22 protein-coding genes are annotated in these 21,205 nt (G+C 52.6%); 5 read left to right on the forward strand and 17 right to left on the reverse strand.

Annotated elements, in window-relative coordinates; all coding sequences use genetic code 11:
* Positions 1–180: 180 nt before the first annotated feature.
* Positions 181–1,473, reverse strand: coding sequence for a glycosyltransferase (locus AWR27_RS01285; protein ID WP_077129525.1), 1,293 nt, complete (start codon positions 1,471–1,473; stop codon positions 181–183).
* Positions 1,474–1,485: 12 nt separating this feature from the next.
* Positions 1,486–1,845, reverse strand: coding sequence for a hypothetical protein (locus AWR27_RS01290; protein WP_077129526.1), 360 nt, complete (start codon positions 1,843–1,845; stop codon positions 1,486–1,488).
* A gap of 212 nt (positions 1,846–2,057) precedes the next feature.
* Here AWR27_RS01290 and AWR27_RS01295 point away from each other — a divergent pair, with 212 nt between their 5' ends.
* A complete protein-coding gene (locus AWR27_RS01295; RefSeq protein WP_077129527.1) occupies positions 2,058–2,882 on the forward strand; it encodes an amidohydrolase family protein in 825 nt (274 codons plus the stop codon).
* Positions 2,883–2,927: 45 nt separating this feature from the next.
* Positions 2,928–4,412: a gluconokinase gene (locus tag AWR27_RS01300; RefSeq protein ID WP_077129528.1), complete on the forward strand. Its 1,485-nt coding sequence runs from the start codon at positions 2,928–2,930 to the stop codon at positions 4,410–4,412.
* Positions 4,413–4,520: 108 nt separating this feature from the next.
* On the opposite strand, the gene AWR27_RS01305 is transcribed toward AWR27_RS01300, so the two are convergent.
* From AWR27_RS01305 to AWR27_RS01335, 7 genes are all read right to left on the reverse strand, one after another.
* Positions 4,521–5,393: a TolB family protein gene (locus tag AWR27_RS01305; protein WP_077129529.1), complete on the reverse strand. Its 873-nt coding sequence runs from the start codon at positions 5,391–5,393 to the stop codon at positions 4,521–4,523.
* Positions 5,394–5,397: 4 nt separating this feature from the next.
* Entirely contained in the window at positions 5,398–6,645 is a 1,248-nt protein-coding gene (locus tag AWR27_RS01310; protein WP_077129530.1) for an MFS transporter, read from the reverse strand.
* A 23-nt stretch (positions 6,646–6,668) separates the two neighbouring features.
* Positions 6,669–6,974: a DUF4926 domain-containing protein gene (locus tag AWR27_RS01315; RefSeq protein WP_083732717.1), complete on the reverse strand. Its 306-nt coding sequence runs from the start codon at positions 6,972–6,974 to the stop codon at positions 6,669–6,671.
* Positions 6,911–7,228 carry a DUF6883 domain-containing protein gene (locus tag AWR27_RS26080; RefSeq protein ID WP_198045087.1) on the reverse strand — a complete coding sequence of 106 codons (318 nt, stop codon included), beginning with the start codon at positions 7,226–7,228 and terminating at the stop codon, positions 6,911–6,913. The genes AWR27_RS01315 and AWR27_RS26080 overlap by 64 nt, the downstream gene beginning before the upstream one ends.
* Complete coding sequence (locus tag AWR27_RS01325; protein ID WP_077129532.1) at positions 7,228–8,925, reverse strand: sodium:solute symporter family transporter; 1,698 nt, start codon at positions 8,923–8,925, stop codon at positions 7,228–7,230. The genes AWR27_RS26080 and AWR27_RS01325 overlap by 1 nt, the downstream gene beginning before the upstream one ends.
* 183 nt (positions 8,926–9,108) lie before the next feature.
* Positions 9,109–10,257 (reverse strand): MFS transporter, encoded by a 1,149-nt coding sequence (locus tag AWR27_RS01330; protein WP_198045138.1) that lies wholly within the window; start codon positions 10,255–10,257, stop codon positions 9,109–9,111.
* Positions 10,258–10,460: 203 nt separating this feature from the next.
* Positions 10,461–11,729 carry an MFS transporter gene (locus AWR27_RS01335; protein ID WP_077129534.1) on the reverse strand — a complete coding sequence of 423 codons (1,269 nt, stop codon included), beginning with the start codon at positions 11,727–11,729 and terminating at the stop codon, positions 10,461–10,463.
* Positions 11,730–11,895: 166 nt separating this feature from the next.
* Here AWR27_RS01335 and AWR27_RS01340 point away from each other — a divergent pair, with 166 nt between their 5' ends.
* The 3 genes from AWR27_RS01340 (at position 11,896) to AWR27_RS01350 (ending at position 15,213) form a co-directional block, all read left to right on the forward strand.
* Complete coding sequence (locus AWR27_RS01340; RefSeq protein WP_157579047.1) at positions 11,896–13,101, forward strand: hypothetical protein; 1,206 nt, start codon at positions 11,896–11,898, stop codon at positions 13,099–13,101.
* A gap of 47 nt (positions 13,102–13,148) precedes the next feature.
* Positions 13,149–13,859, forward strand: coding sequence for a glycosyltransferase family 2 protein (locus AWR27_RS01345; RefSeq protein ID WP_077129536.1), 711 nt, complete (start codon positions 13,149–13,151; stop codon positions 13,857–13,859).
* A 121-nt stretch (positions 13,860–13,980) separates the two neighbouring features.
* A complete protein-coding gene (locus AWR27_RS01350; protein ID WP_077129537.1) occupies positions 13,981–15,213 on the forward strand; it encodes a hypothetical protein in 1,233 nt (410 codons plus the stop codon).
* Here the strand turns inward: AWR27_RS01350 and AWR27_RS01355 are convergent.
* The 8 genes from AWR27_RS01355 to hemA form a co-directional block, all read right to left on the reverse strand.
* Positions 15,197–16,144 carry a hypothetical protein gene (locus AWR27_RS01355; RefSeq protein WP_083732718.1) on the reverse strand — a complete coding sequence of 316 codons (948 nt, stop codon included), beginning with the start codon at positions 16,142–16,144 and terminating at the stop codon, positions 15,197–15,199. The two genes, AWR27_RS01350 and AWR27_RS01355, sit on opposite strands and share 17 nt — an antisense overlap.
* 35 nt (positions 16,145–16,179) lie before the next feature.
* Positions 16,180–16,677 (reverse strand): NADH-quinone oxidoreductase subunit B, encoded by a 498-nt coding sequence (locus tag AWR27_RS01360; protein WP_077133727.1) that lies wholly within the window; start codon positions 16,675–16,677, stop codon positions 16,180–16,182.
* A 39-nt stretch (positions 16,678–16,716) separates the two neighbouring features.
* Entirely contained in the window at positions 16,717–17,235 is a 519-nt protein-coding gene (locus tag AWR27_RS01365) for a hypothetical protein (RefSeq protein ID WP_077129538.1), read from the reverse strand.
* Positions 17,232–17,711 (reverse strand): NADH-quinone oxidoreductase subunit A, encoded by a 480-nt coding sequence (locus AWR27_RS01370; RefSeq protein WP_077129539.1) that lies wholly within the window; start codon positions 17,709–17,711, stop codon positions 17,232–17,234. Before AWR27_RS01370 ends, AWR27_RS01365 begins: the two co-directional genes overlap by 4 nt.
* A 64-nt stretch (positions 17,712–17,775) precedes the next feature.
* On the reverse strand, positions 17,776–18,387 hold the full coding sequence (locus AWR27_RS01375; RefSeq protein ID WP_077129540.1) for a porin family protein: 612 nt from the start codon (positions 18,385–18,387) through the stop codon (positions 17,776–17,778).
* A gap of 88 nt (positions 18,388–18,475) precedes the next feature.
* Positions 18,476–19,036: a YqgE/AlgH family protein gene (locus AWR27_RS01380; RefSeq protein WP_077133728.1), complete on the reverse strand. Its 561-nt coding sequence runs from the start codon at positions 19,034–19,036 to the stop codon at positions 18,476–18,478.
* A 23-nt stretch (positions 19,037–19,059) separates the two neighbouring features.
* Positions 19,060–19,635, reverse strand: coding sequence for a DUF4230 domain-containing protein (locus tag AWR27_RS01385; protein WP_077129541.1), 576 nt, complete (start codon positions 19,633–19,635; stop codon positions 19,060–19,062).
* A gap of 87 nt (positions 19,636–19,722) precedes the next feature.
* Positions 19,723–21,000 (reverse strand): glutamyl-tRNA reductase, encoded by a 1,278-nt coding sequence (gene hemA / locus AWR27_RS01390; RefSeq protein WP_077129542.1) that lies wholly within the window; start codon positions 20,998–21,000, stop codon positions 19,723–19,725.
* Positions 21,001–21,205 lie beyond the last annotated feature (205 nt).

Raw genomic sequence — 21,205 nt, forward strand, 5'->3', positions numbered from 1 at the left:
AGCCTACTCTGTTTCAGGCTTTTCGGCATCCGCCTTCGTCACGTTTAATTCGTCGGCCAACTCTGTCGCGTATGACAATTCAAACTTCGCGGTTGCCACTGCATTCTGAGTGCAGTGGGGTTAAAATTTTCAGTATTGCAAGATTTTTTATGCAAAAGATGTAGTTAATCCACACTTGCATCAAGCCAGCCTATTTATAGCACTATGTTCTTCTAAAATTCGTTCAACCACATCGCCAATGCTGGCGGTGCTGGCGTCGGCGAGTTCGTACATGGTTCCCCGGCCCTGTGCCACTACCCGTGCGCCATAGCCGGGCTGGTCCCAGAGGTGGCTGAGTAGGTACACCAGCATCGGCACGTTCAGGGCCGTAGCTTCCAGTACGGAGTTCAACCCGCCGTGCGTAATAAACAGGTCGCAGTGCTGCAATACGTGCAGTTGCGGCACCGACGTAAACACAAACGCATTCGCCGGGCAGTCGAATCGGGCTACATCGGCCCCGTCTCCAATTGCCAGAATCAGCCTCCAGTTGGGTTGCTGCCCAACGGCCTGTAGCAACTTACGGTAAAAAGCGGCCAGTTCGTTTTCGGAGCGGTGGGCCAGCATCACCGTACCGAGTGAAGCGTATACCAGTTTCAAATCGGCGTTGGTCTGCCGTTCCTGCCCGATACGTTCAAGTGCCATTGTGTAGGCCGGGGGCAGGGTTTCGGCGCGGCTCAGGTCGGGCATGGTGTTTTTAAACGTTTGGAAGGTCAACAGCCGCCGTTCGGCAAAGTCAAAGTCTTGGGGCGGCATAATCCACTCTGGCAGGTTGTCGATGCCTGCGTGAAATACTTTGTCGTAACGGAGCCGGTACGTATCGGGCAACTCGTTTCGGCGAAAGGCTCGCCGAATCTGCCGGTGCGAACTATACCCGGCATATTTTACCGTTTCCCATAATTGCCTGAAAAAGCGATTGCGGTATTCGCGCTGCCACGCCCGCCGAATGGCCTGTGGGCTGTCGCGGCCCGGAATCAGCGAGCTGTTGAGTGGTGGCGTGTGCCCGTCGTCGTAGGTCGAGAGCATGGTTTGAATCAGTACAACGTTTGCCGGATATGCCTTTAGCAATGGATATAGGACAATGAAATCGGTACTCAGAAACGCATCGAGCAGAATCAGGTCGGGCCGTAGCTGATGCAGCGTTCGCTGCCAGTCTGCCGTGCGGGTTTTCAGGTCGCGGCCCGTGATGCGGTCGAAAAGTGTCTCCAAATACGATTCGCTGCGGCCCTGATTCAGCACCTCGTCGGTGCCAACGCCGAAGGGGTAGCTTTCGAGCCAATGCACGGCAAAGCTCTGCTGCACAATGCGCTGCGCCAGTTCGGGCGGACCGAAATAAGCATAGATAACGCGGTATCCGTCGGCCTGTAGTTGCCGGGCCAGCCGAAACGTGGCGTTCAGGTGGCCCTGTGCCGTAGCCATAGCAAACAAAGCAATCATGGTCAAAACCGTTTACGGGGCCAACCTACCAAAAGCCACTGCATTCAGCGTGCAGTGAGCCAATGAATCAAAAAAAGATGCTGGCGAATCAGGCTGGTAGAGCCGCCCGCCTTCTAAGTTTTCCATACTGTCGGTGTCTAAGCGTCGGCGGAATTGAAAAATCAGTTCGCCTTCCTGCTCGTAGTAGTAGGTTTTACGGACGGAGCAGTAGGCAAGGGGAACGCCGATGTCGTTGATGAGTTCGTCGCGGAGTTTATACCAGGTTCGTTCCGATAAGCCTAATTTCTGTGCGAGTTCGCGGGGTGTTCCGGTAGCGCGTTTACGGATGAGAGAGTCGAGATACTGAAAGCGATTTCGGATTGTGTAAAGCACAAAGAATCCTGTTGGATAGAGTACGTTGCATTAGACGCTCAAACTACGCAGTTGTTTCGTTCCGAAAACCCCTATTTTTGTATGAAATCACCATTTTTCTGGACGAAATCACTCAAAAAGTTATGATAAAACAATATATGTTTAATTGTAAATATTTTTATATTGGTGAGATTTTGTCTTAACTGCCTACATCAAGGCTAATTCCAATTCAGATGACTATCGACGCGCACCAGCATTTCTGGCATTTCGACCCCGTTCGCGATGCGTGGATTACCGACGACATGGCCGTAATACGGCGCGATTTTCTGCCCGCCGATCTTGAACCCATCCTGGCCCAGAACGGCATCGATGGTTGCGTGGCCGTGCAGGCCGATCAGTCCGAAGCCGAAACACAGTTTCTGATTAATATGGCCCGTGCTTACGGTTTCATTCGGGGCGTAGTGGGCTGGGTCGATTTGCGGGCCGATACGTTGCATGAGCGGCTTGCGTATTATTCAACGATTGACCAGGTTAAAGGATTTCGGCACGTAGCACAGGCTGAACCCCACGATTTTCTGAGCCGCCCCGAGGTAGTGAACGGTATCCGCCAACTGGCTGCGTTCGGCTTTACCTACGATATTCTGATCTATCCGAATCAGTTAAAGGCCGCGCTCCATCTGGTGCGGGCGGTGCCGGAAGTGAAATTCGTAATTGACCACTTAGCCAAGCCATACATCAAAAAAGGCGAAATCAGCCGCTGGTCGAATTTCATGGCCGAGATTGCCAAACAGCCGAACGTTTCGTGCAAACTGTCGGGTATGGTAACGGAGGCCGACTGGCATAGCTGGAGCAAAAAAGACTTTTTTCCGTATCTCGACGTGGCATTCGAGCATTTTGGCCCCGACCGGCTGCTGTTTGGTTCCGACTGGCCGGTTTGCCTGTTGGCTGCCAACTACACGCAGGTCAAAACGCTCATCGAGGAGTATGTTCTGCTCTGGGGCGACGAGGTTCGGGCAAAAGTATTCGGGGCGAATGCCGTAGCTTTTTACGACTTGTAAATTATCAAGGTATTATACAACTCGAAAAATGCGTTGTTTTGGCGTATGAATACCCCCATCGCCAAAACCTGCTTTGTTGGTGTCGATATTGGCACTACCAACGTGAAAGCCTTAGCCCTGCCCCCCGACCTGAGCCGCGAACTGGCCCATGCGTCGCGGCCTGTCGAAACGCTGAATCCGCAGGCGGGCTATGCCGAGCAGGACCCCGAACAAATCTGGTCGGCCTTTGCTGATGTTATGGCTGAGGTTAGCCGGGAAGTGGCTCGCGCGGGCTACGAAATCAGCCACATCGCGTTCAGCACGGCCATGCATAGCCTACTGGCAATGGATGAAAACGGCAAGCCACTGAGCCACGCCATCATCTGGTCGGATAACCGGGCTGAACCGCAGGCGGCTGAATTGCGCGGTCTGCGGGCCGATCTGGGCCGGGCTATTTACGAACAAACGGGCATTCCGATGCACCCGATGATTCCGCTTTGCAAACTGGCGTGGCTGCGCGAACACGACCCGCGACTATTACGCCGGGCGGCTCATTTCGGCACCATCAAAGAATTTTTGTGGCATAAGCTGACCGGCCATTTTGAAGTCGATTACAGCATGGCTACCTCAACCGGCCTGTTCGATGCGACCCGCCTGACCTGGAGCGATCTGGCCTTAAACTACGCCGGTGTGCGGGCCAACCAACTCTCAACGCCCGTACCGACCACGCACCAACGTCCGCTTCAGGCCACTGTGGTTGGCGGGCGAACGGGTTTAGCCGAAACGGTGTCGCTACTGATTGGCGCGTCGGATGGCTGTTTGGCGAACCTCGGCGCGGGGGCTATCAAACGCGGCACCACTACGCTCACCATCGGCACCAGCGGAGCCATCCGGCAAACTGTCCGAAAACCCCTCCGCGATGAGCAGGGCCGGTTGTTTTGCTATATCCTCGACGACGACTATTTCGTGGTGGGCGGACCAACTAACAACGGGGGCAATGTGCTGGAGTGGCTTACTGAAAAACTGACGCAACAAGATACCACCACGCTACTGGCCGAGGCCGAAACCATTGCGCCCGGCTCCGATGGGCTGCTGTTTCTGCCGTATCTGCAAGGCGAACGCGCTCCACTCTGGGACGCTCACGTGCGTGGGGCTTACCTGCACGTTGACTGGCAGCATACGCGGGCGCACTTTGTTCGGGCTGCACTCGAAGGCGTATTATTTAATATGTTGAGCATCAACGAACTGCTAATGAAAGAAACCGGGCCAACACGCGTGATTCATGCCAACGGCGGGTTTGCCCAGTCGCGGTTTTGGGTGCAGATGCTGGCCGACATGGCAGGCGTTCCGGTACGACTCAATGCCAGCAATGAAAGTGGCTCGATGGGGGGTATTCTGCTGACGATGAAGGCCATCGGCCTGGTAAAAACGCTGGACGAAGCGGCCAAACTCGTAGCCTTCGGCGAGACATTCGAGCCCGACCCGAAACGGCACAGAGCCTATCAGCAAGTTTTCGCGAAATGGCAGGCAGGGCTGGGAAAGAATACATGAACCCGTTTTACCCCACCCCAACCCCTCCCCTGAACCCAGGGGAGGGGCTTAACAAGCCGGGTCCTTTAGCCCCTCCCCTTGTTTTAAGGGGAGGGGTTGGGGTGAGGTTCACTCATCCAGCACTATGGCTAACGTTTTGCCCTGCACGGCCAGCCGCGACAGTTTTTTGCGGGGTAGCGTTGTCGGCAATGGCACGGGTTGCCATTGCCGGGTAGTAGCGTCGAAACGCCACAACTCGTTGCCCCGGCTTTCGAGCAGCGTACCGGCATCCGTCCAGGCGTGGTAATGTTCTGAATCGGGGTGGCTATCGGCAATGTCACGAATCTGATTGCGGCCCGGCTCGAACGCCCGGATTTTCCATGAACTGCCTACCTGCTGAACAAAACTAAATGCATTCTGCCCCGGAATGCGATGCAGCGAACGGCCAATCTGGCTGGCAATAACCGTATCTTGCCCGGCACTTTTGTTCAGATAATGCATTGAATTGGGTTCGCCCAGTACAAATACCACAGCCTCATTGGCGTTGAGCCACGCCTGATAACCAATTTTGCCCGTTTTCTGCGACTCCAGCAGTATTTCAGTAATCGCTGGTTTGTCGAGTTGGTAGCTGACGAGGTCCTGGTCGCCGTTGCTTTTTCGCTGCACAATGCACGACAGATGACTCAGGCCGGGTAGCACCGTTGGCGAATATTCAGCGTCAGGGGTTTGGGTTAGTTGCGTGCGCGTTCCGGTTTTGAGGTCATACGCCCAGATGTCAGTCTGGTTGTTAGCCATCATAGACGTGTAGTAGAGAACGGGCTTCGCCGGGTGAAAAAACGGCTGATTATCGTAGCCCGGTTTATTGGAGATATTGCGCGGGTTCGCTACCGCCAGCCGACCGGCTTTTTCGGTCAGGTCTACCAAATAAATTTCGGTGCCGTTCTGGGCAAAAAGTGGCAGCGTTGTCAGCCACAGACTAAGTACAAAGAATCTGGTTCGCATCGGGTTATATCGTGTCTTCGGTAAAGTCGAGTTCCTGCTCGAACGTTTCGGGCATGGTTGCCAGCGACCAGAAGCCGATAATAAAGCATAGGGCTCCTACCAGCGCACCCGCTCCAAGCACACCCATTGCCGGTTTTAGGGCTTGAAACACTGGCAGTGTGAGCAACGTAGTCGCCCGGACATTGTTGGCTACTGAGGTTGTGGCCGTAGCCCTCAGGTTAGTGCCAAACTGCTCGGCAGTCACGGTCAGAAACAGGGCAATGTAGCCAATAGCAAAGCCCATACCCCCACAAACGAGGTAGAACGTGTCGGCGTCCTGTATACCGCCAAACAAGTAAATAAGCACGAAAACCAATGTCAGCGTTAGCATCAGCCCGATGGCCTTCAGCCGCGATTTCAGGAAATGGCTTAACGGGCCGCTCACCAAATCGCCAGTTGCCACGCCAATGTATACGAACAGAATACCCCGCCCCACCTGCACGTCGGCGATGCCGAGAGCCGCGCCAAACTCGTTGCCAAACGTTGCCAGAATGCCAATCACAAAATAGGTAGGGATTCCTACGCCGATGCAACGCAGGTAGCGCACAAGTCGGCTGCGGTTGGTAAAGAGGTCGAAGAAGTTGCCACGCCGAACGCTCGTCTGTTTGAGACTTGTGAACACGCCCGATTCCAGCACGCCCACCCGGAGCAGCAGCAGGGCCATGCCCATGCCACCCCCAATGAAATAGGCTACCCGCCAGTCGAACTGTTGTACGGTCAGAAACGCTACCACCGCACCCATCAGGCCGACCCCGGCCACCAAGGAGGTGCCATAACCGCGCAGGTGCTTTGGCAAAGTTTCGCTTACGAGCGTGATACCTGCCCCCAGCTCGCCCGCCAGACCCAGCCCGGCCACAAACCGCAGAATGGCGTAGGTATTCGGATCGTCGACAAATCCACAGGCGATATTTGCCAGCGAGTAGGTGATGATGGAGCCGAACAGTACCGACATGCGCCCGCGCTTATCGCCCAGAATACCCCACAGAATACCGCCCAGCAGTAGCCCCGCCTGCTGGTAGTTATAGATTTTGCCGCCAATGAGCGATACGTCGGCGTCGGACAAGCCTAATGCTTTCAGGCTTGGTACACGAACAATGTTGAACAGCAGCAAATCATATACATCAACAAAATACCCCAGCGAGGCTACAATGACCGGCAGCGAAAAAAGCGGGCGAAAGGACACGGTGGGGGCAGAGGAGGAAGCAACTTCCATAGGTGTGAATGGTTTTCGGCTTATTAAGCCGCCCGTTTCAACTCGCGATATGTTAGTACTGTGTTGGGTCGGGGGTGCTCCAGGTCTGATTCCATCAGAGGAACTACATCAACCGTCTGCCCCTGAGCGTCAAAAATTTCGATGATGTAGCCATCCTCTGCCGAAGATCGGGCAACATATTCGACAATCACCCCCATATCGCCCTTCTTAAGTCCATATTCAGGGAAGTCTTTTGTGAGAACAGCTCGGCTAAACAGTTTGAATTTCATGACTTTTGCGGAAATAGAGTTACGAAACGCCACGATGTAGGCTCGGCCAAATAAAGCCATACTGTAATAACACCGAAGTTACGCAATGTGCCCTTTACTTGGTACAAATCGCCCCCAAAAGGAGCCGGACGAGAGTAAATAGCAGACCCCTCGGCAATGATATAGCGAATGTCTGCTTCTAATTCTTGCCAGTTATCTAACGAGTATCCCAACCGTTGCAGGAAGGCCGATTTGTCGCTCTCGGCCTTCCATATCAATAAGTACTCGGTAATCTTACGACTTTCGATAATAACCTTGCCGTCAATTCTCAACATCACCAGAACCGCACGTATAAGGCGGAGATGCACAACAGAATTACAACAATCATGGCCGTATTGACCGGAGCCAGTTTGAACATCCGGGCGTCGATGTCGAACGCTTTCGGATTAATGACTGGCCCTCCTAAGCTAATCGCTACCATCACCAGCACCGTGAACACGAACGACCAGCCCATACAGATCAGGAATGGAATTTCGTAGCCGCCGTTGCCGTTCGGGAAGGCCGTATACAGGATGTTTTCGTTGCCCAGCACGGCGGGGGCATAATGGTTGAAGAAAACAGCCATAGCGAAACCCGTCAGAATACCCGCCACAGCCGCCGGGCCGGTGGTGCGTTTCCAGAAGAAACCCAGAATAAAGACCGCGAAAATGCCGGGACTGATGTAGCCCGTATATTTCTGAATAAACGTGAAACCGCCCTCGCGCCCGATGCCGAGCGTATCCTGCCACGTCAGGGCAATTGCCAGAATCATAGCACCCAGAATAGCGACGCGCCCTATCCACACCAACTGCCGCTCGTTGGCGTCTTTTTTGATGTATTTCTGATAAATATCCAGCGTGAAAATGGTGGAAATCGAGTTGGCTTTACCCGCCAGCGAAGCCACAATTGCCGCCGTCAGTGCCGCCATCGACAAGCCTTTCAGACCATTGGGCAGAAACGACAGAATGGCCGAATACGCATTGTCGGCCAGCAGCTTACCGCCGGGTGCCATTTGCTCCTGTAAACTCCCGTTTTTATACAGTACATAAGCGGCAATGCCCGGCAACATGACGATGATGGGCATGAAAATTTTCAGAATGGCCGCGAATAGAATGCCTGTACGGGCGGTTTTCAGGTCGGCACCGAGGGCACGCTGGGTAATATACTGGTTACAACCCCAGTAGTTGAGGTTTACAATCCACTGCCCGGCGAAGTACATGGCAATACCCGGCAAGGTCAGGTATTTGTTAATGTCAACCTGCGACGTGTTGGGGCCGGGTTTCTCGAAAATCATATGAAAGTGGTCGTCGGCGTCGCGCAGCATGGCCGACATCCCCGCGAAAATATCGTTGCCGAGGCCGAATTTCTGACTTACTAATGTCAGTGCAATGTAGGTCGTGACTAAGCCGCCGAAGATAAGTACCACCACCTGAATTACGTCGGTATAGCCAATTACTTTCATGCCACCGAGCGTGATTACCAGCGCGAACAGACACAGGCCAATGATGATTGGGTGAAAAAACTCCGTGCCAACCAACGTGCTGATTGCCAGCGCGCCCAGAAACAGAATCGACGTGAGGTTGACGAAGATGTACAGAAACAGCCAGAAAATCGCCATAATCAGGGCGACCGTTTCGTTATACCGCGTTTTCAAAAACTGCGGCATGGTGTAGATGTGGTTTTTGAGGTAAATGGGCATAAACCACACCGCCACAATAATCAGACAGACTGCCGCCAGCCACTCATACACGGCAATAGCCACGCCGAACGTAAAGCCGTTACCCGACATGCCGATGAACTGTTCTGCCGAGATGTTCGACGCAATCAGCGATGCGCCAATGGCCCACCACGTCAGCGACCCTTCGGCCAGAAAAAAATCTTTGGTATCGAGATCAGTTTTTTGCTTGCGTTTGTAAATCCAGTAGCCATAGGATGAAACGCCAATGAAATACAACAGAAAAATAATGTAATCCGTCTGGTTAAGTTGGTTCATTGCGGGTAAACGGGAAAAGGGTTAATCAGTTTATCACGTAAAAAAGCAATTATTTCTTCATTTTGCCCCTAAGATGGTACACAGATTTAACGGATGCTACGGATTGCCACGGATTTTTAGTGCCTAAAGTGACTCAAAAAGAAATCCGTGGCAATCCGCAAAATCCGTTAAATCTGTGTTCTATCACACCTCCACGAAATCGAGTTCTTTGCCAAAGGTTTCTTCTATGCGACTCAGCGACCAGAACGCCAGCCCATATACGACCACACCCAGCAAACCCGCCGACAGCAACGCGCCAACCGACGGTTTCAGTGCCTGAAATAGTAACGTCATCGGAATGAGTGTACCGCGCACGATGCTCGGCACCGAGGTGGTGGCCGTATTGCGAACATTGGTGCCGTATAGCTCGGCCACGGTGGTCAGATACATTGCAATATAGCCCGTGCAAAAACCCGTCAGCAGAAAAACGGTGTAGACGCCCGCTGCCGTATCAAGACCGCCAAAAAGCAGAAAACTACTCAGGGCCATGCTGGTGATGAGCAAACTGGTAATGGCCTGAATTCGCGACCGAAGCCATTGACTCAGCGGGCCGCTCAGCAAATCGCCCCCGGCCAGCCCGACGTATAGCAGCATCACGCAACGGCCCGGTTTCACGCCCTCGGCTATGCCCAACGCCTGCCCGATTTCGTTGGCGAACGTGGCTAAAATGCCCACTACAAACCAGGTAGGCATACCCACCGCCACGCAGCGCAGGTACTTGATTGTTTGCGGCCACGAACTAAAAAATTGCAGAAAATTACCCCGGCTAACGTGCCCGTGTTCGGTTTTCATTCGGTTAAATAACCCTGACTCAAGCACCGAAACGCGCAGAAGCAACAGGGCCAGTCCCATGCCTCCACCAACCCAGAAGGCTGTGCGCCAGTTGAAATATTCGACGGTGAGGTAGGCCGCACCCGCACCTAAATAGCCCACGCCCGCTACCACCGCCGAACCGTAGCCACGTATGTCTTTCGGCAGAATTTCGGACACCAGCACGATAGCCGCGCCAATCTCGCCCGACAGCCCTACGCCCGCAATGAAACGCAACAGGGCATACGTATTTACGTCCTGCACAAACCCGCAGGCAATATTGGTGAGTGAATACGTGATGATGGAGCCGAACAGTACCGACATGCGCCCGCGCTTGTCGCCCAGAACACCCCACAAAATACCACCCAGCACGAGCCCCGCCTGTTGGCAGTTCAGAATAAACGTTCCGGCTGTTGATACCTCCGCTTCCGAAAGCCCCAGCGATTGCAGACTCGGTACGCGTACAATACTGAAAATCAGCATGTCGTACACATCCACAAAAAAGCCAAGTGCTGAGACGATAACGGGCAGGGCGAAGAGTTCTGAACCAGGATTAGCCTTGATTTTCAAGATTATTAAAGATTTTACGCTTCACTTATTCGGTTCTGTAGTTAAACAGGATTGTACATCTTGTTTAATCTTAATAATCAGGGCTAATCCTGGCGGCCGGCGTTCCGGTTCAAAGACTACTCTTCCAGATAATTCAAATCCTTCCCATGCGTTTCGGAGATGGTCAGGATGGAGTAAAAGCCGATGGCGAAGCTGATAATACCCACCACAGCCCCGGCATTGATGACGTCGAGGGAGGGTTTGAGCGCCTGATAGGTGAGGGTCATAGGAATGACTAAGCCGCGTACCATGTTGGGAATGGTGGTGGCGGCAGTGGCGCGGAGGTTGGTGCCAAACTGCTCGGCTCCGATGGTTACGAACATGGCCCAGTAGCCGATGCCAAATCCCATTGCCAGACACAGACCGTAGAGCGCAGCCGCGCTGCTAACACCGAAATAGAGATAGATAACGCAGAAAATCAGCGTAAACGCCATGAGTAAGGCTACGGCTTTTTTGCGCGACGCCAATGCCTGACTGATGAATCCACTCGACAGGTCGCCGACAGCCAGGCCAACGTAACACCACATAATTGCCAGACCCGGCTGAATTTCTTCGGCAATGCCGAGGGCCGTGCCAAACTCATTGCTGAGCGTAGCCAGAATGCCAATCACAAACCACGTTGGCAACCCGATGCCAATGCATTTGAGATAACGGACCAGCCGTTCGCCGTTGGTGAAAAACGACAGAAAATCACCCCGGCTGACATGCTTCTGATCGGTTACGTCTTTGAACATGCCCGATTCAACTACGCCCACCCGCAGCAGCAGCAGGCCAATGCCTAAGCCACCACCAATAAAGAAGGCCGTTTGCCAGTCGAACAATTTTACGGTGAAATACGCCACCACGGCTCCAGAAAGGCCAATACCCGCCACCAGCGACGTGCCGATAGCGCGTTTCTCTTTCGGCAGCACCTCGCTAACGAGGGTAATGCCTGCGCCCAACTCGCCCGCCAGACCGATACCCGCTACAAACCGCATCAGCGCGTAATAGGTAGTCGGTTCCATGAACGTGACGTTTTTAACGAACCCGCAGGCAATATTCGCCAGTGAGTAGGTGATAATGGAGCCGAACAGCACCGACAGCCGCCCGCGTTTATCGCCCAGAACGCCCCACAGAATACCGCCCAGCAGCAGCCCGCCCATCTGCCAGTTCAGAATCGACACGCCCACGGTCGAAATCTGCTCGGGCGACAAGCCGAGGTCTTTTAGGCTTGGTACCCGAACAATGCCAAAGAGAAGCAGGTCGTAAATGTCGACGAAATAGCCCAGTGCAGCCACAATAACGGGCAAACTAAATAGACGAGCCGGTGATGTATTGGGCTTGGAAGAAAGGGTAGGAACAGCCATGCGGCAAAAAGAGCGGTTACAACATAAATATTCCGCAATAATACAAAATGAGCGAAGAAGATTGGGTATATGGAGGGTGAAAGGACCGTATACTCGAAAGGATTCGATAGATTTGGTGGAAAACCGGTACTTTGGGCCGATCAGTGATAAGCAGAAAGAACAGAGCATGTCTTACAGTACAGAAGCCGTTGAGCTACCCGTAGCGGCAAAGCCGGCAAGTCTGTTCCCATATTATGCATTAGTTATACTCGCCACCTGTCTATCTCTTTATCTGGCCCTTACCTGCCAACCGAAGGGTGACGAAGGTGGCCTGTATCTGCCCGCTTTTGAACAGGCGTTTGACAAATGGCCAGCCATCGACATGAGTCCATACTGGCCGATTTCTTCGGTTTATCTCTGGATTATCGCCTTGCTACAGGCACTGACAGGCGATAGCTTTGGTACACAGTTTATTAGGATTGGCCGAATCGTTTCATTGCTTTGCTGGATGGCTGTGGTCGTTGATTTACTGCGCACGGGTCGTTATCAGGGGTTTATCGTACTATTTAACCCGTATGTACTGATCTACGCCATCCGGGCGCATCCGTTCGTGCCGAGTATTCTGCTTTTTTATCTTTTCTGGAACCTATCCCGGCGAAACAAAGTGGCAGGGCTCTTCTTTCTTCCATTTGCTGTTAATTTTCAGGTGTTTATGGCGGGTGTGGTGGGTTTGTTCATGCCTCCGTGGCCGCTGCATCCAACGCCCGTCATGCGTGCTTTTGGCTTGGGCCTGCTGGTTATAGTTGGTGTTGGCCTGACGTTTCTGACGTGGGGTGGTATCTATCCTATAAACTTCACAAAACACCATTTCTATAACCATTACCAGAAAACAGGTTCGCCTACATTCGCTTATGTGATCTCGGTACTGTTGCTGGCCGGTATGGTTTTCTGGGTCGTTGGTGAGCGGTCGGTAGCTCAAATCAGGCATCATGCCGGCTATTCACTGGCAGTGGTTGGCGGGGTGTTGTTGGGGAGTTTATTTCTTTTCTTTACAACCGATATTATTGGTATCGCCCGTGAAGTTAGCGTAGGGGTAATGGGCCGGGCTCATCCGTATGGCTGGGTAGGTGCCTATGGCTTGCTCGGGTTGGGTTGGCTACGGCTTCACCGCGATCATTACATGGTCTTTTTCGGCCTGCTGGTTTCAGCGTTAACGTTGGTTTCGCTACACTATTTCTACGAACGATTGTCGGTATTTGCCTTCGTTGCGCCGTGCTTAGCCTGGTGTCTGGCTGGTGTTGCACCCGGTAGGCGGCACTCGTGGCTGCTTCCACTTATATGCAGTATATTTCTGGTCTGTTCTATTCTATATCAACGTTATGGCTCTTTGTAAACACATTGTCTGTTGCCCATCAGGCTTACAACACGTCCTTCCTCTCCATGAAGCTATCCGTTATTGTACCTGCGTACAACGAAGAGCGCACAATCAACACAATTCTTCAGCGAGTTGCCAATGTAAAACTCTTAGATGATACGAAGCTCGAATTAATTGTAGTAAACGACTGTTCGACAGACCGAACAGCAGAGCAGATACTGGCCTACAGGCAGGCTAATCCGACTGTGTGCGTTCTCTACCTGGAACACAACATCAACCGGGGCAAGGGCTACGCCATCCGAACGGGCATTCAGGCGGCAACCGGCGATTTTATTATTGTGCAGGATGCCGATCTCGAATATGACCCCGACGAGTTCAATGTCTTACTACGCCCTGCCCTGCGCGGAGTGGCCGATGTTGTCTACGGCTCGCGATTTATGGGCGGCAGACCCCACCGCATTCTGTTTTTTTGGCATACCATTGGCAATAAGTTTCTGACGTTTTTCTCTAACCTGATGAACAACCTGAACCTGACCGATATGGAGACTTGCTATAAGCTGTTCAGAGCCAGCATTGTAAAGGGAATTGAGTTGAAAGAAGACCGATTTGGGTTTGAGCCGGAAGTTACGGCGAAACTTGCCAAACTCCCCGGTATCCGCATCTATGAGGTAGGAATTTCATATTATGGCCGTACATATGAAGAGGGCAAGAAAATTAACTGGAGAGATGGCTTTCGGGCTATTTACTGCATTTTTCGCTACGGCGCGTTCAGTTGAACAAAAGATAAACAGGCTTAGGTAAATGATTAACGGGGGCGTTAGTGTAGTCGATCAATTTATCCGAAGACAGGTTTGATTCAAAACTGGTATTTTTGTGCAGAATTATTAATCTGCTTTCATGCGTCCCTATCGCTCTATTGCCGCCGTTGTTTTGCTTGCCGTGTATGTGGTTGTCTTTTTTCTGAGAGACAAACTGGCCTACGCTATCGCTGGCGATGAAGTACACTTCTGGCCGACTGTGCTGATGTTTGCCAAAGAACCCATTCCGTCGGTACACCTGCTCAACAACTATCCTGAGGTGATAGCACCTTTGCCGTTTATGATGGGTGGGTGGCTGGTCAACCTCTTCGGCGAAAGCATACAGCCGTTACGCGTACTGAACTTTCTGCTGAGCTTCGGCCTGCTCATGGTATTTCTGACCCTCAGTTCGGGGCCGCGCCGGTTCTGGATCGCTGCGCTGGGGCTAATTGCTTTTCCTTACTACTATTTCTGTAGCACGATTTACTACACCGATATGATTGCCCTCACCTTTATCCTGCTTGGCTGGGTGGGCTACCTGAAGGGTGTTCACTGGGCCGCTTGCCTGGCGTTTGTAGCGGCTATTTGTTCTCGGCAGTACGCAATCGTTTTTCCGGCCACTATCATTGCCTACGAACTGGCCCCTGCGGTGATGCGGTGGCCTGTGCAAATTGCGTCGACCTGGCGGCAGGTGCTGGCAAAACCGTATTTGTTGTACTACGTGCTGGCTGGTGTGACTTTGCTGGCGTGGGTGCTGTTCTGGGGGGGCTTAGGCCCGGCCCCCGAAGTAGCCCGGCAGAAATACAATGACACCGTACATGAGTTTATGTACAAGCCCGGTTTCGTGCTGTATGCGTCGGCCTGTCTGGGTGTGTATTATGTGCTGCCCGAAATGATTCTGGCCCGCACCAACACGCTTCTGGCTCTGCGGCCTGTGCGACCGCTTTGGCTGGCCGCTGGCGTGGGGTTGGTAGCTGTACTGGTGATTTTCTTCCCGGCGATACAGATGAACGACGGCTTTTTTGTGGTGCCGGTCATGGGCATGCTCGATCAGGTGCTGATTTTCTTCGGTATCGTCGGTACGGTCAAACAAATCGTTTTAGGTGGGCTGATGCTGCTGACATGGCTGCGGTTTGCCTCTCCGGCAAGCGGATTGGCCGGTTGGGTTGTGTTGCTCAATTTAATACTGATGGGCAAAGCGCATATCGCCTGGGACAAATACCTGCTGCCTACCATCGGCACGCTCTGGCTACTGACACTGTGGGATAAACACTGGCCGTTCAGCCGAATTGCCGCCGAACAACCCCGCTCTGTTACTATTCAGGAAGCGTAGAAAGGCCCCGCGTGGATTCGCCCCGCGCGGTCGGCGTCCCGATGGATTCGCCCGTGAGCGAAGGTGCGTTTGCAGGTTTGGGTAGCAACGTATAGGAGTGATAGGCCGTGCCGAGCCACCAGATTTTCAGACCAATTCGTTTAACGATTACAACCTGCTGCACCACCGTCATAATCAGTATGGTGGGCCAGTTGCGCATGGTAATCAGGTCATCGAGAAGAAAATAAACGCCAAACAATATCGTGCCAAGCAGAATCATGAGCCAGTACAGCCCATACGTCCGGGTCAGATTTTGCCAGACGAGTTGCCCGGCCCGGCCAAACGCCCGAAATGCGTTACGCTCATCTTCCCGAAACATAAGCACTTTGGCGTAATCGCCAATGCACAATACATACGTGGCCGTAAGCGCGAACAGGCAAAAAAAGCCACCGCCAATCCAGAACAAACCGCGCTCAGTCAACGTATCGCTGAGGGCTATGCTTACCACCGACCCTGCCACCAGCCAAACGCCTGCCCCTGTCAGCACAAATAACAACGTAACGCCGAAGAGCCGCAGAAATCGCCCGGCATAATGGCTGCAAGCCGCCAGAAACGCACCGACGCTAAATCGTCCGGTCGGTTGCGAAAACCGGAATAAAACGCCACCGGCCAGAAAAACGCTCAGGAAAACGTAGAGAATACTCATCCACCGGCCAGCCCGTAGTAACGGACTGATTGCCCGTTCGCTGCGGTGCATGAAATCGGAGTAAATAGTATAATCGAACCCATCGAGCAATGTCAGAAATGCCCGCGAATCCTGATCTTCAACTTTTAAGGTGCTATAAAATGGTAGGGCTACCACTAAGGCCAGTACCAGCGTAAGGCCATAAATCAGGCCAACGAGCCGTAATGAACCAAGCGTTTGGCGAAAAGAGAGAAGCAGGATGTTCACAGGAAAAGGCTGGGTTGGCTTGACCAGACACAGCGTCAGATTTTCTGCGCCAGTGGGTGTTCTGTTCGGATTTTCTCCTGCAATTTAAGAAAACCATCGATTAGTGCTTCGGGGCGGGGCGGGCAACCCGGCACGTACACATCAACCGGAATAATTCGGTCGACACCCTTAACGACGTGGTAGCCATGTTGCCAGTAAGGGCCACCACAGTTGGAGCATGACCCCATCGAAATCACGTAGCGCGGCTCGGCCATCTGCTCGTAAAGCCGCCGGATGCGGTCGGCCATTTTGTACGTTACCGTACCCGACACAATCATGATGTCGGATTGCCGGGGCGACGGGCGTGGAAATACGCCGAAGCGTTCGAGGTCGTAGTTGGCTGCGAATGTTTGCATCATCTCAATGGCGCAGCAGGCCAGTCCAAAACTCATAGGCCACAGCGACTTCTCGCGCGACCAGTTCAGGAGTTCTTCCGAGCGCATCAGCAGCACGCTCGCATCGCCCGATTTTTCAGTTGGAGGAGTCAGATTCATTGGGTAAATAAATACGTGCGGGTATGCCAACAAAACACATCACGGCTGAACTCGGTTCAGTACGTCTTGTTGAGACCGGCTGGTGAATGGGTCGAGTTGCCGACGCAAATTCTCAGCCACCTCGTTGGGAGCGGCTACAATCGGTCGGATAACCCGCCTGTTGATCGGCCCGATGGCATAACCGGCCAATGCACCGGCACCAGCCCCTATCGCTGCAGTCATGGTCAGGCTCAACCCAAACAGAATCGGACTTTGAAACCGACTTTTCTGATTCGACCTAATAGATAAGAAGCCCGTTGTCAGCCCGCCAATGATTGCACCGTTGAGCGCGGCCCCCCGCCGGTTGGCCCGCCGGATGATGATTTTGCGAACCGTTACCAATGGCACTTGTTCGTCGTCAATATGCACATGAGTAGCCGTAACGTTGGTTAATATGCCCTGAACCCGATACCGGTCTTCGGTAACGACCCTTGCCTGATAGCGGTTACCCGTCAGCAACTGCGCGTGCGTTTCATAGGCACACACCAGCAACAGCAGCAGACCCGTAGCGTAGCTCATGCAGGCTTCCGGGTAGCATATTTCCGATTAACCTGCTCGTACAAACTCATCGGCACGTTGGTGTTGGCCGTTGGTAGTTTAGGTTGTGGTTTCACCCAGTCGAGGTAGCCTTTCGCCCAGACATACGCCAGCCCCAAGGCCAGAATCGCTACGAAAATAGCGGCTTCAGCGAGTGCAAACCAGCCCCAAAGCCCGTCGGTTTCGCGGATGAGCTGCTCCTGCCCGAACACCGTAGCCCACGGAAACAGGAAGGCCAGTTCGACGTCGAACAGCACAAATACTAACGCCACCACGTAAAACCGTAGATTGAACTGAATATTGGCATTGCCAATTGGCTCCTCGCCCGACTCATACGTACTGTTTTTCTCTATGTTAGGCCGGTGTGGTCGCAGTAGCCGCGCCACAAACAGCACCACCGCAATGAACGCAAACGCGGCCAGAATGAACAACAGCAATATGCCAAAATCTGAAAGCATAACAGCTATTATTTTATAGAGACGCAAAATCTTTTATTTTATAGAGACGCAAAATCTTGCGTCTCTACTTTTTCTTCTTTTTATACAGATTATACACCATCGACACCTGTAGGTTCCGGTTGCGATAGGTTGCCAGCGGTTCAGGTGAAACATTGTTCAGGCCGTATACGTACCGAACGTGCAGACTGAATTTATCGAGCATGTCCAGGAAATCGTAGTGAGCACCCACAACAATACCAACGTCGCTATTCGAGCCGGGGCCACCCGTTTTCCCGGCATTAAGGGCGTAACTAAACTCTGGCCCGGCCTGAAGCGTCAGCCCCTCGGTTGGGATGTAACCCAGCAGCAGCGGCACACTGACGTAATAATATTTGGTCGGGAAATTGATGCGTTGGGTGGTGCCAATTTGTGTTTGTTGCAGGTTGGCTCCTTTAACGGTCAGCAATACCTCGGGTTGGGCCACAAATCGCTGATACCGATACCGATACATAACGCCACCATGCAGTTGAAGCATCTGTTTGGGAATACTCGATGAGATACCCGATACGTTCAGGCGCGTTAGGCTGCCGCCTGCTTTAAATCCAAAATGCCCACCAATGGGGTTATTGCTTTGTGCCCGAACAGATGCGAACGAGAAAAGAAAAATGAAAAAAAATAGAATTCGGGACGTATGCATACAAGGAATGAGTGGTAGATGAACAACCACACTAATAACGGCTGATTAAGCTGCAAATTTGGTTAAAAAAAGTTAAGATGTCGTCCGTTTAGTTCAGGCGCGGGTCAACGGGGTAATGTGCAATGGCCTTATACTCGCCCCCCATGCGTTTCAGCACACCCCGCCAGAACGCATTGGCGGGCGTACTGAACAGGAAATCGGCATCGGTTTGACTCACAATCCAGGCTTTCTGTTCAAGTTCATTGGCTAATTGTCCTTCGCCCCAACCCGAGTAGCCGATGAAAAACCGAATGTCGCGCTCGGTTAGCGTGCCGAGGTTAACGGCCTGTTTCACCTGATCGAAGTTGCCGCTCCAGTACAACCCGTCGAGAATCTGAATCGACTCGTCGAGTAAATCGGGTCGGCGGTGAATAAAATGCAGGGTATTTTGTTGAACCGGCCCACCTACGTACAACGGCAGATCGGCGTGCATATCTTCGATGACGTCGCTCACGTTTACATCGGTAAGTTGATTCAAGACCAGCCCAAACGTACCCGCCTGATTGTGTTCGCACACTAAAACCACGCTTCGCTCAAAATTGCTGTCGCCCAAAAACGGCTCGGCAATTAGCAAACTTCCATTCACAACGATTGGCAAATTCGTATTCATAGTCGGCCCAATTAGAAAAACGCTCAAAATATAATACCAATTTTTTTGCCAGATGTTCGCTCCAGCAACGGGCGCAGGATGCGTTCGGCATTTTGGCGAGTCTGGGCCAGAATGCCGCTGTTCAGGGCCGACTGCCTGATTTGCCGCTCGGCCTGCCGATACGCGTCGCTCACCAACTGGGCTTCGTTCAAAAACGAAAACCGGGTGTCATATACCCGCGAGCGGTCGTGGCTGATTTTCCAGCCGCAGAGTTCAGGTTTGGGCAGACGAATAGTCAGCGAATCGCCAGTGCCGGTAATGTCGGCGGCACTAATGCGGGTCAGGTCGATGCAGCCGGTGGCTTCGCCTTCCACAATCAGTACAGCATTGGCGTTGGGTAAAAACAGGTTTAGCTGCTCATGCTCAACGATGTCTTTGAAGGTATATTTTACCAGTTCGAGTTTGCCCAGCGTGGTTATTTCTTTCAGCACCACAGTATGCGCGGTTTGGTCACCCCGCCGGAACCGGCTCAGTGCGTCGAACCCGCGAATCTGTTCCCAGAAGGCAATCAGGCCAACGATAAGCAGGGCAAAAACGAACAGGCGAAAGAGGGATTGCATAGTTATCGGAGAAGAATGCCAGCAACTTAACGAAGAACGCCCAAACTGATCTGGTTTGGGCGTTTTACACTGACAATAATTTATACGTTACCGTTTGGGTTCGTCGGCGGTTTGGCTTTCGAGGTCGAACAGGTCATTCAGCACGTCGATGAGTGTTTCGGCTTCACCTCGTTTGCAGGCGGCTTTCAATTGCAGCACCGGCAGTTTGATGATCTTCTGCATGATGCCCCGCGTAATCTTATCGACCTTCTCTGATTCATCGGGAGTAAGGTGTTTCAGGTGCCGGGCAATTTCATCTTTCCGAATCTGCTCCAGCGCGTTTTTCAGCTTGTTGATCGTTGGCGATACAATCATCTCCTTCGACCAGTCGCCAAATTCGGCTACGGCCTGAGCAATAATGGCTTCGACCTGCGGAACAGCCGCCAGCCGCTGATTCAGTGCTTCGTCGGCGCGGTTGCGAATGTGGTCTATGTTGTAGACCAGCACACCCGGAATCTGCTCTACCGATGCATCGACCGAGCGTGGCACGGAGAGGTCAATGAAATACTTGTAAGTCAGCACGTTGACGTCTTGCAGCAGGGCAGGTGTAATCAGCGGCTCGTCGCGCATCACCGACGAAATAATTACGTCGGCTCGCTGAATCTCCTGAGTCAGATCGGCAAAATCAGCTACGCGGAAATTGTACTGTTGGGCAAGCGCTTCGGTTTTGGTTTGCGTGCGATTACAGAGGGTAATATGTTGCACGTCACGCTCGGCGAGGTTCTTACAAACGTCGGTACCAATTTCGCCCAGACCAATAACCAGAATGTTTGGGTTGGGGCGGTTGCCGGTCAGTTCATCAATCAATTCAACGGCAGCATACGACACCGACGCGGCCCCATCACGAAACGACGTTTCCTGCGCTACCCGCTTGTTGGTAAAGAAAATGGTATGCATCAGCCGGTGCAGAAACGGCCCGGCCATGTCTAAATCTGCCGACCATTGGTAGGCTTGCTTTACCTGATTTGGAATCTGCATGTCGCCCACCACCTGCGAGTGCAGACCCGTGCAAACCTCAAACAGGTGCTGTACGGCTTTGGTGTGGGTATCGAAAAACTGAAAATAAGGCAGGTACGAATCCGTATCGGTCAGCCCTTTTTCAATGAGCAGCAGCCGGGCAATGTCGGCGTTGCTGTTCTGTTCGCTGGCGTAGTAAACTTCAGTACGGTTACAGGTCGAAACAACGAGCAGATCGGACAGGCCGAAGAAGTCGCGCAATCGAAGCATCAATTGCTTGGCTTCATCTTCGTTGAGTGCAATTAATTCGCGCACCGACAGTGGAGCCGTTTTGTGCGATAAACTAATTGATTTGAAGGTGTCTAACATGGTTAAAAAACGCGCTGTTCGCCTTTCGGCCTTACAAAATTAAAGCATTCTACGCGGACATGATTATAGAAAACCGGCTATCGCCCTTATTTGGAATCTGTCCAAATAATAAACAGATTTCTTGCCACAATCCTATTCTGACAGAGAACATTTACGAGCAAATGCGGGTTCGTTTTAGCACCATCAATCCACATTATTCGTTTAT

Source organism: Spirosoma montaniterrae, assembly GCF_001988955.1.
In the GTDB taxonomy this organism is placed as follows: Bacteria; Bacteroidota; Bacteroidia; order Cytophagales; family Spirosomataceae; genus Spirosoma; species Spirosoma montaniterrae.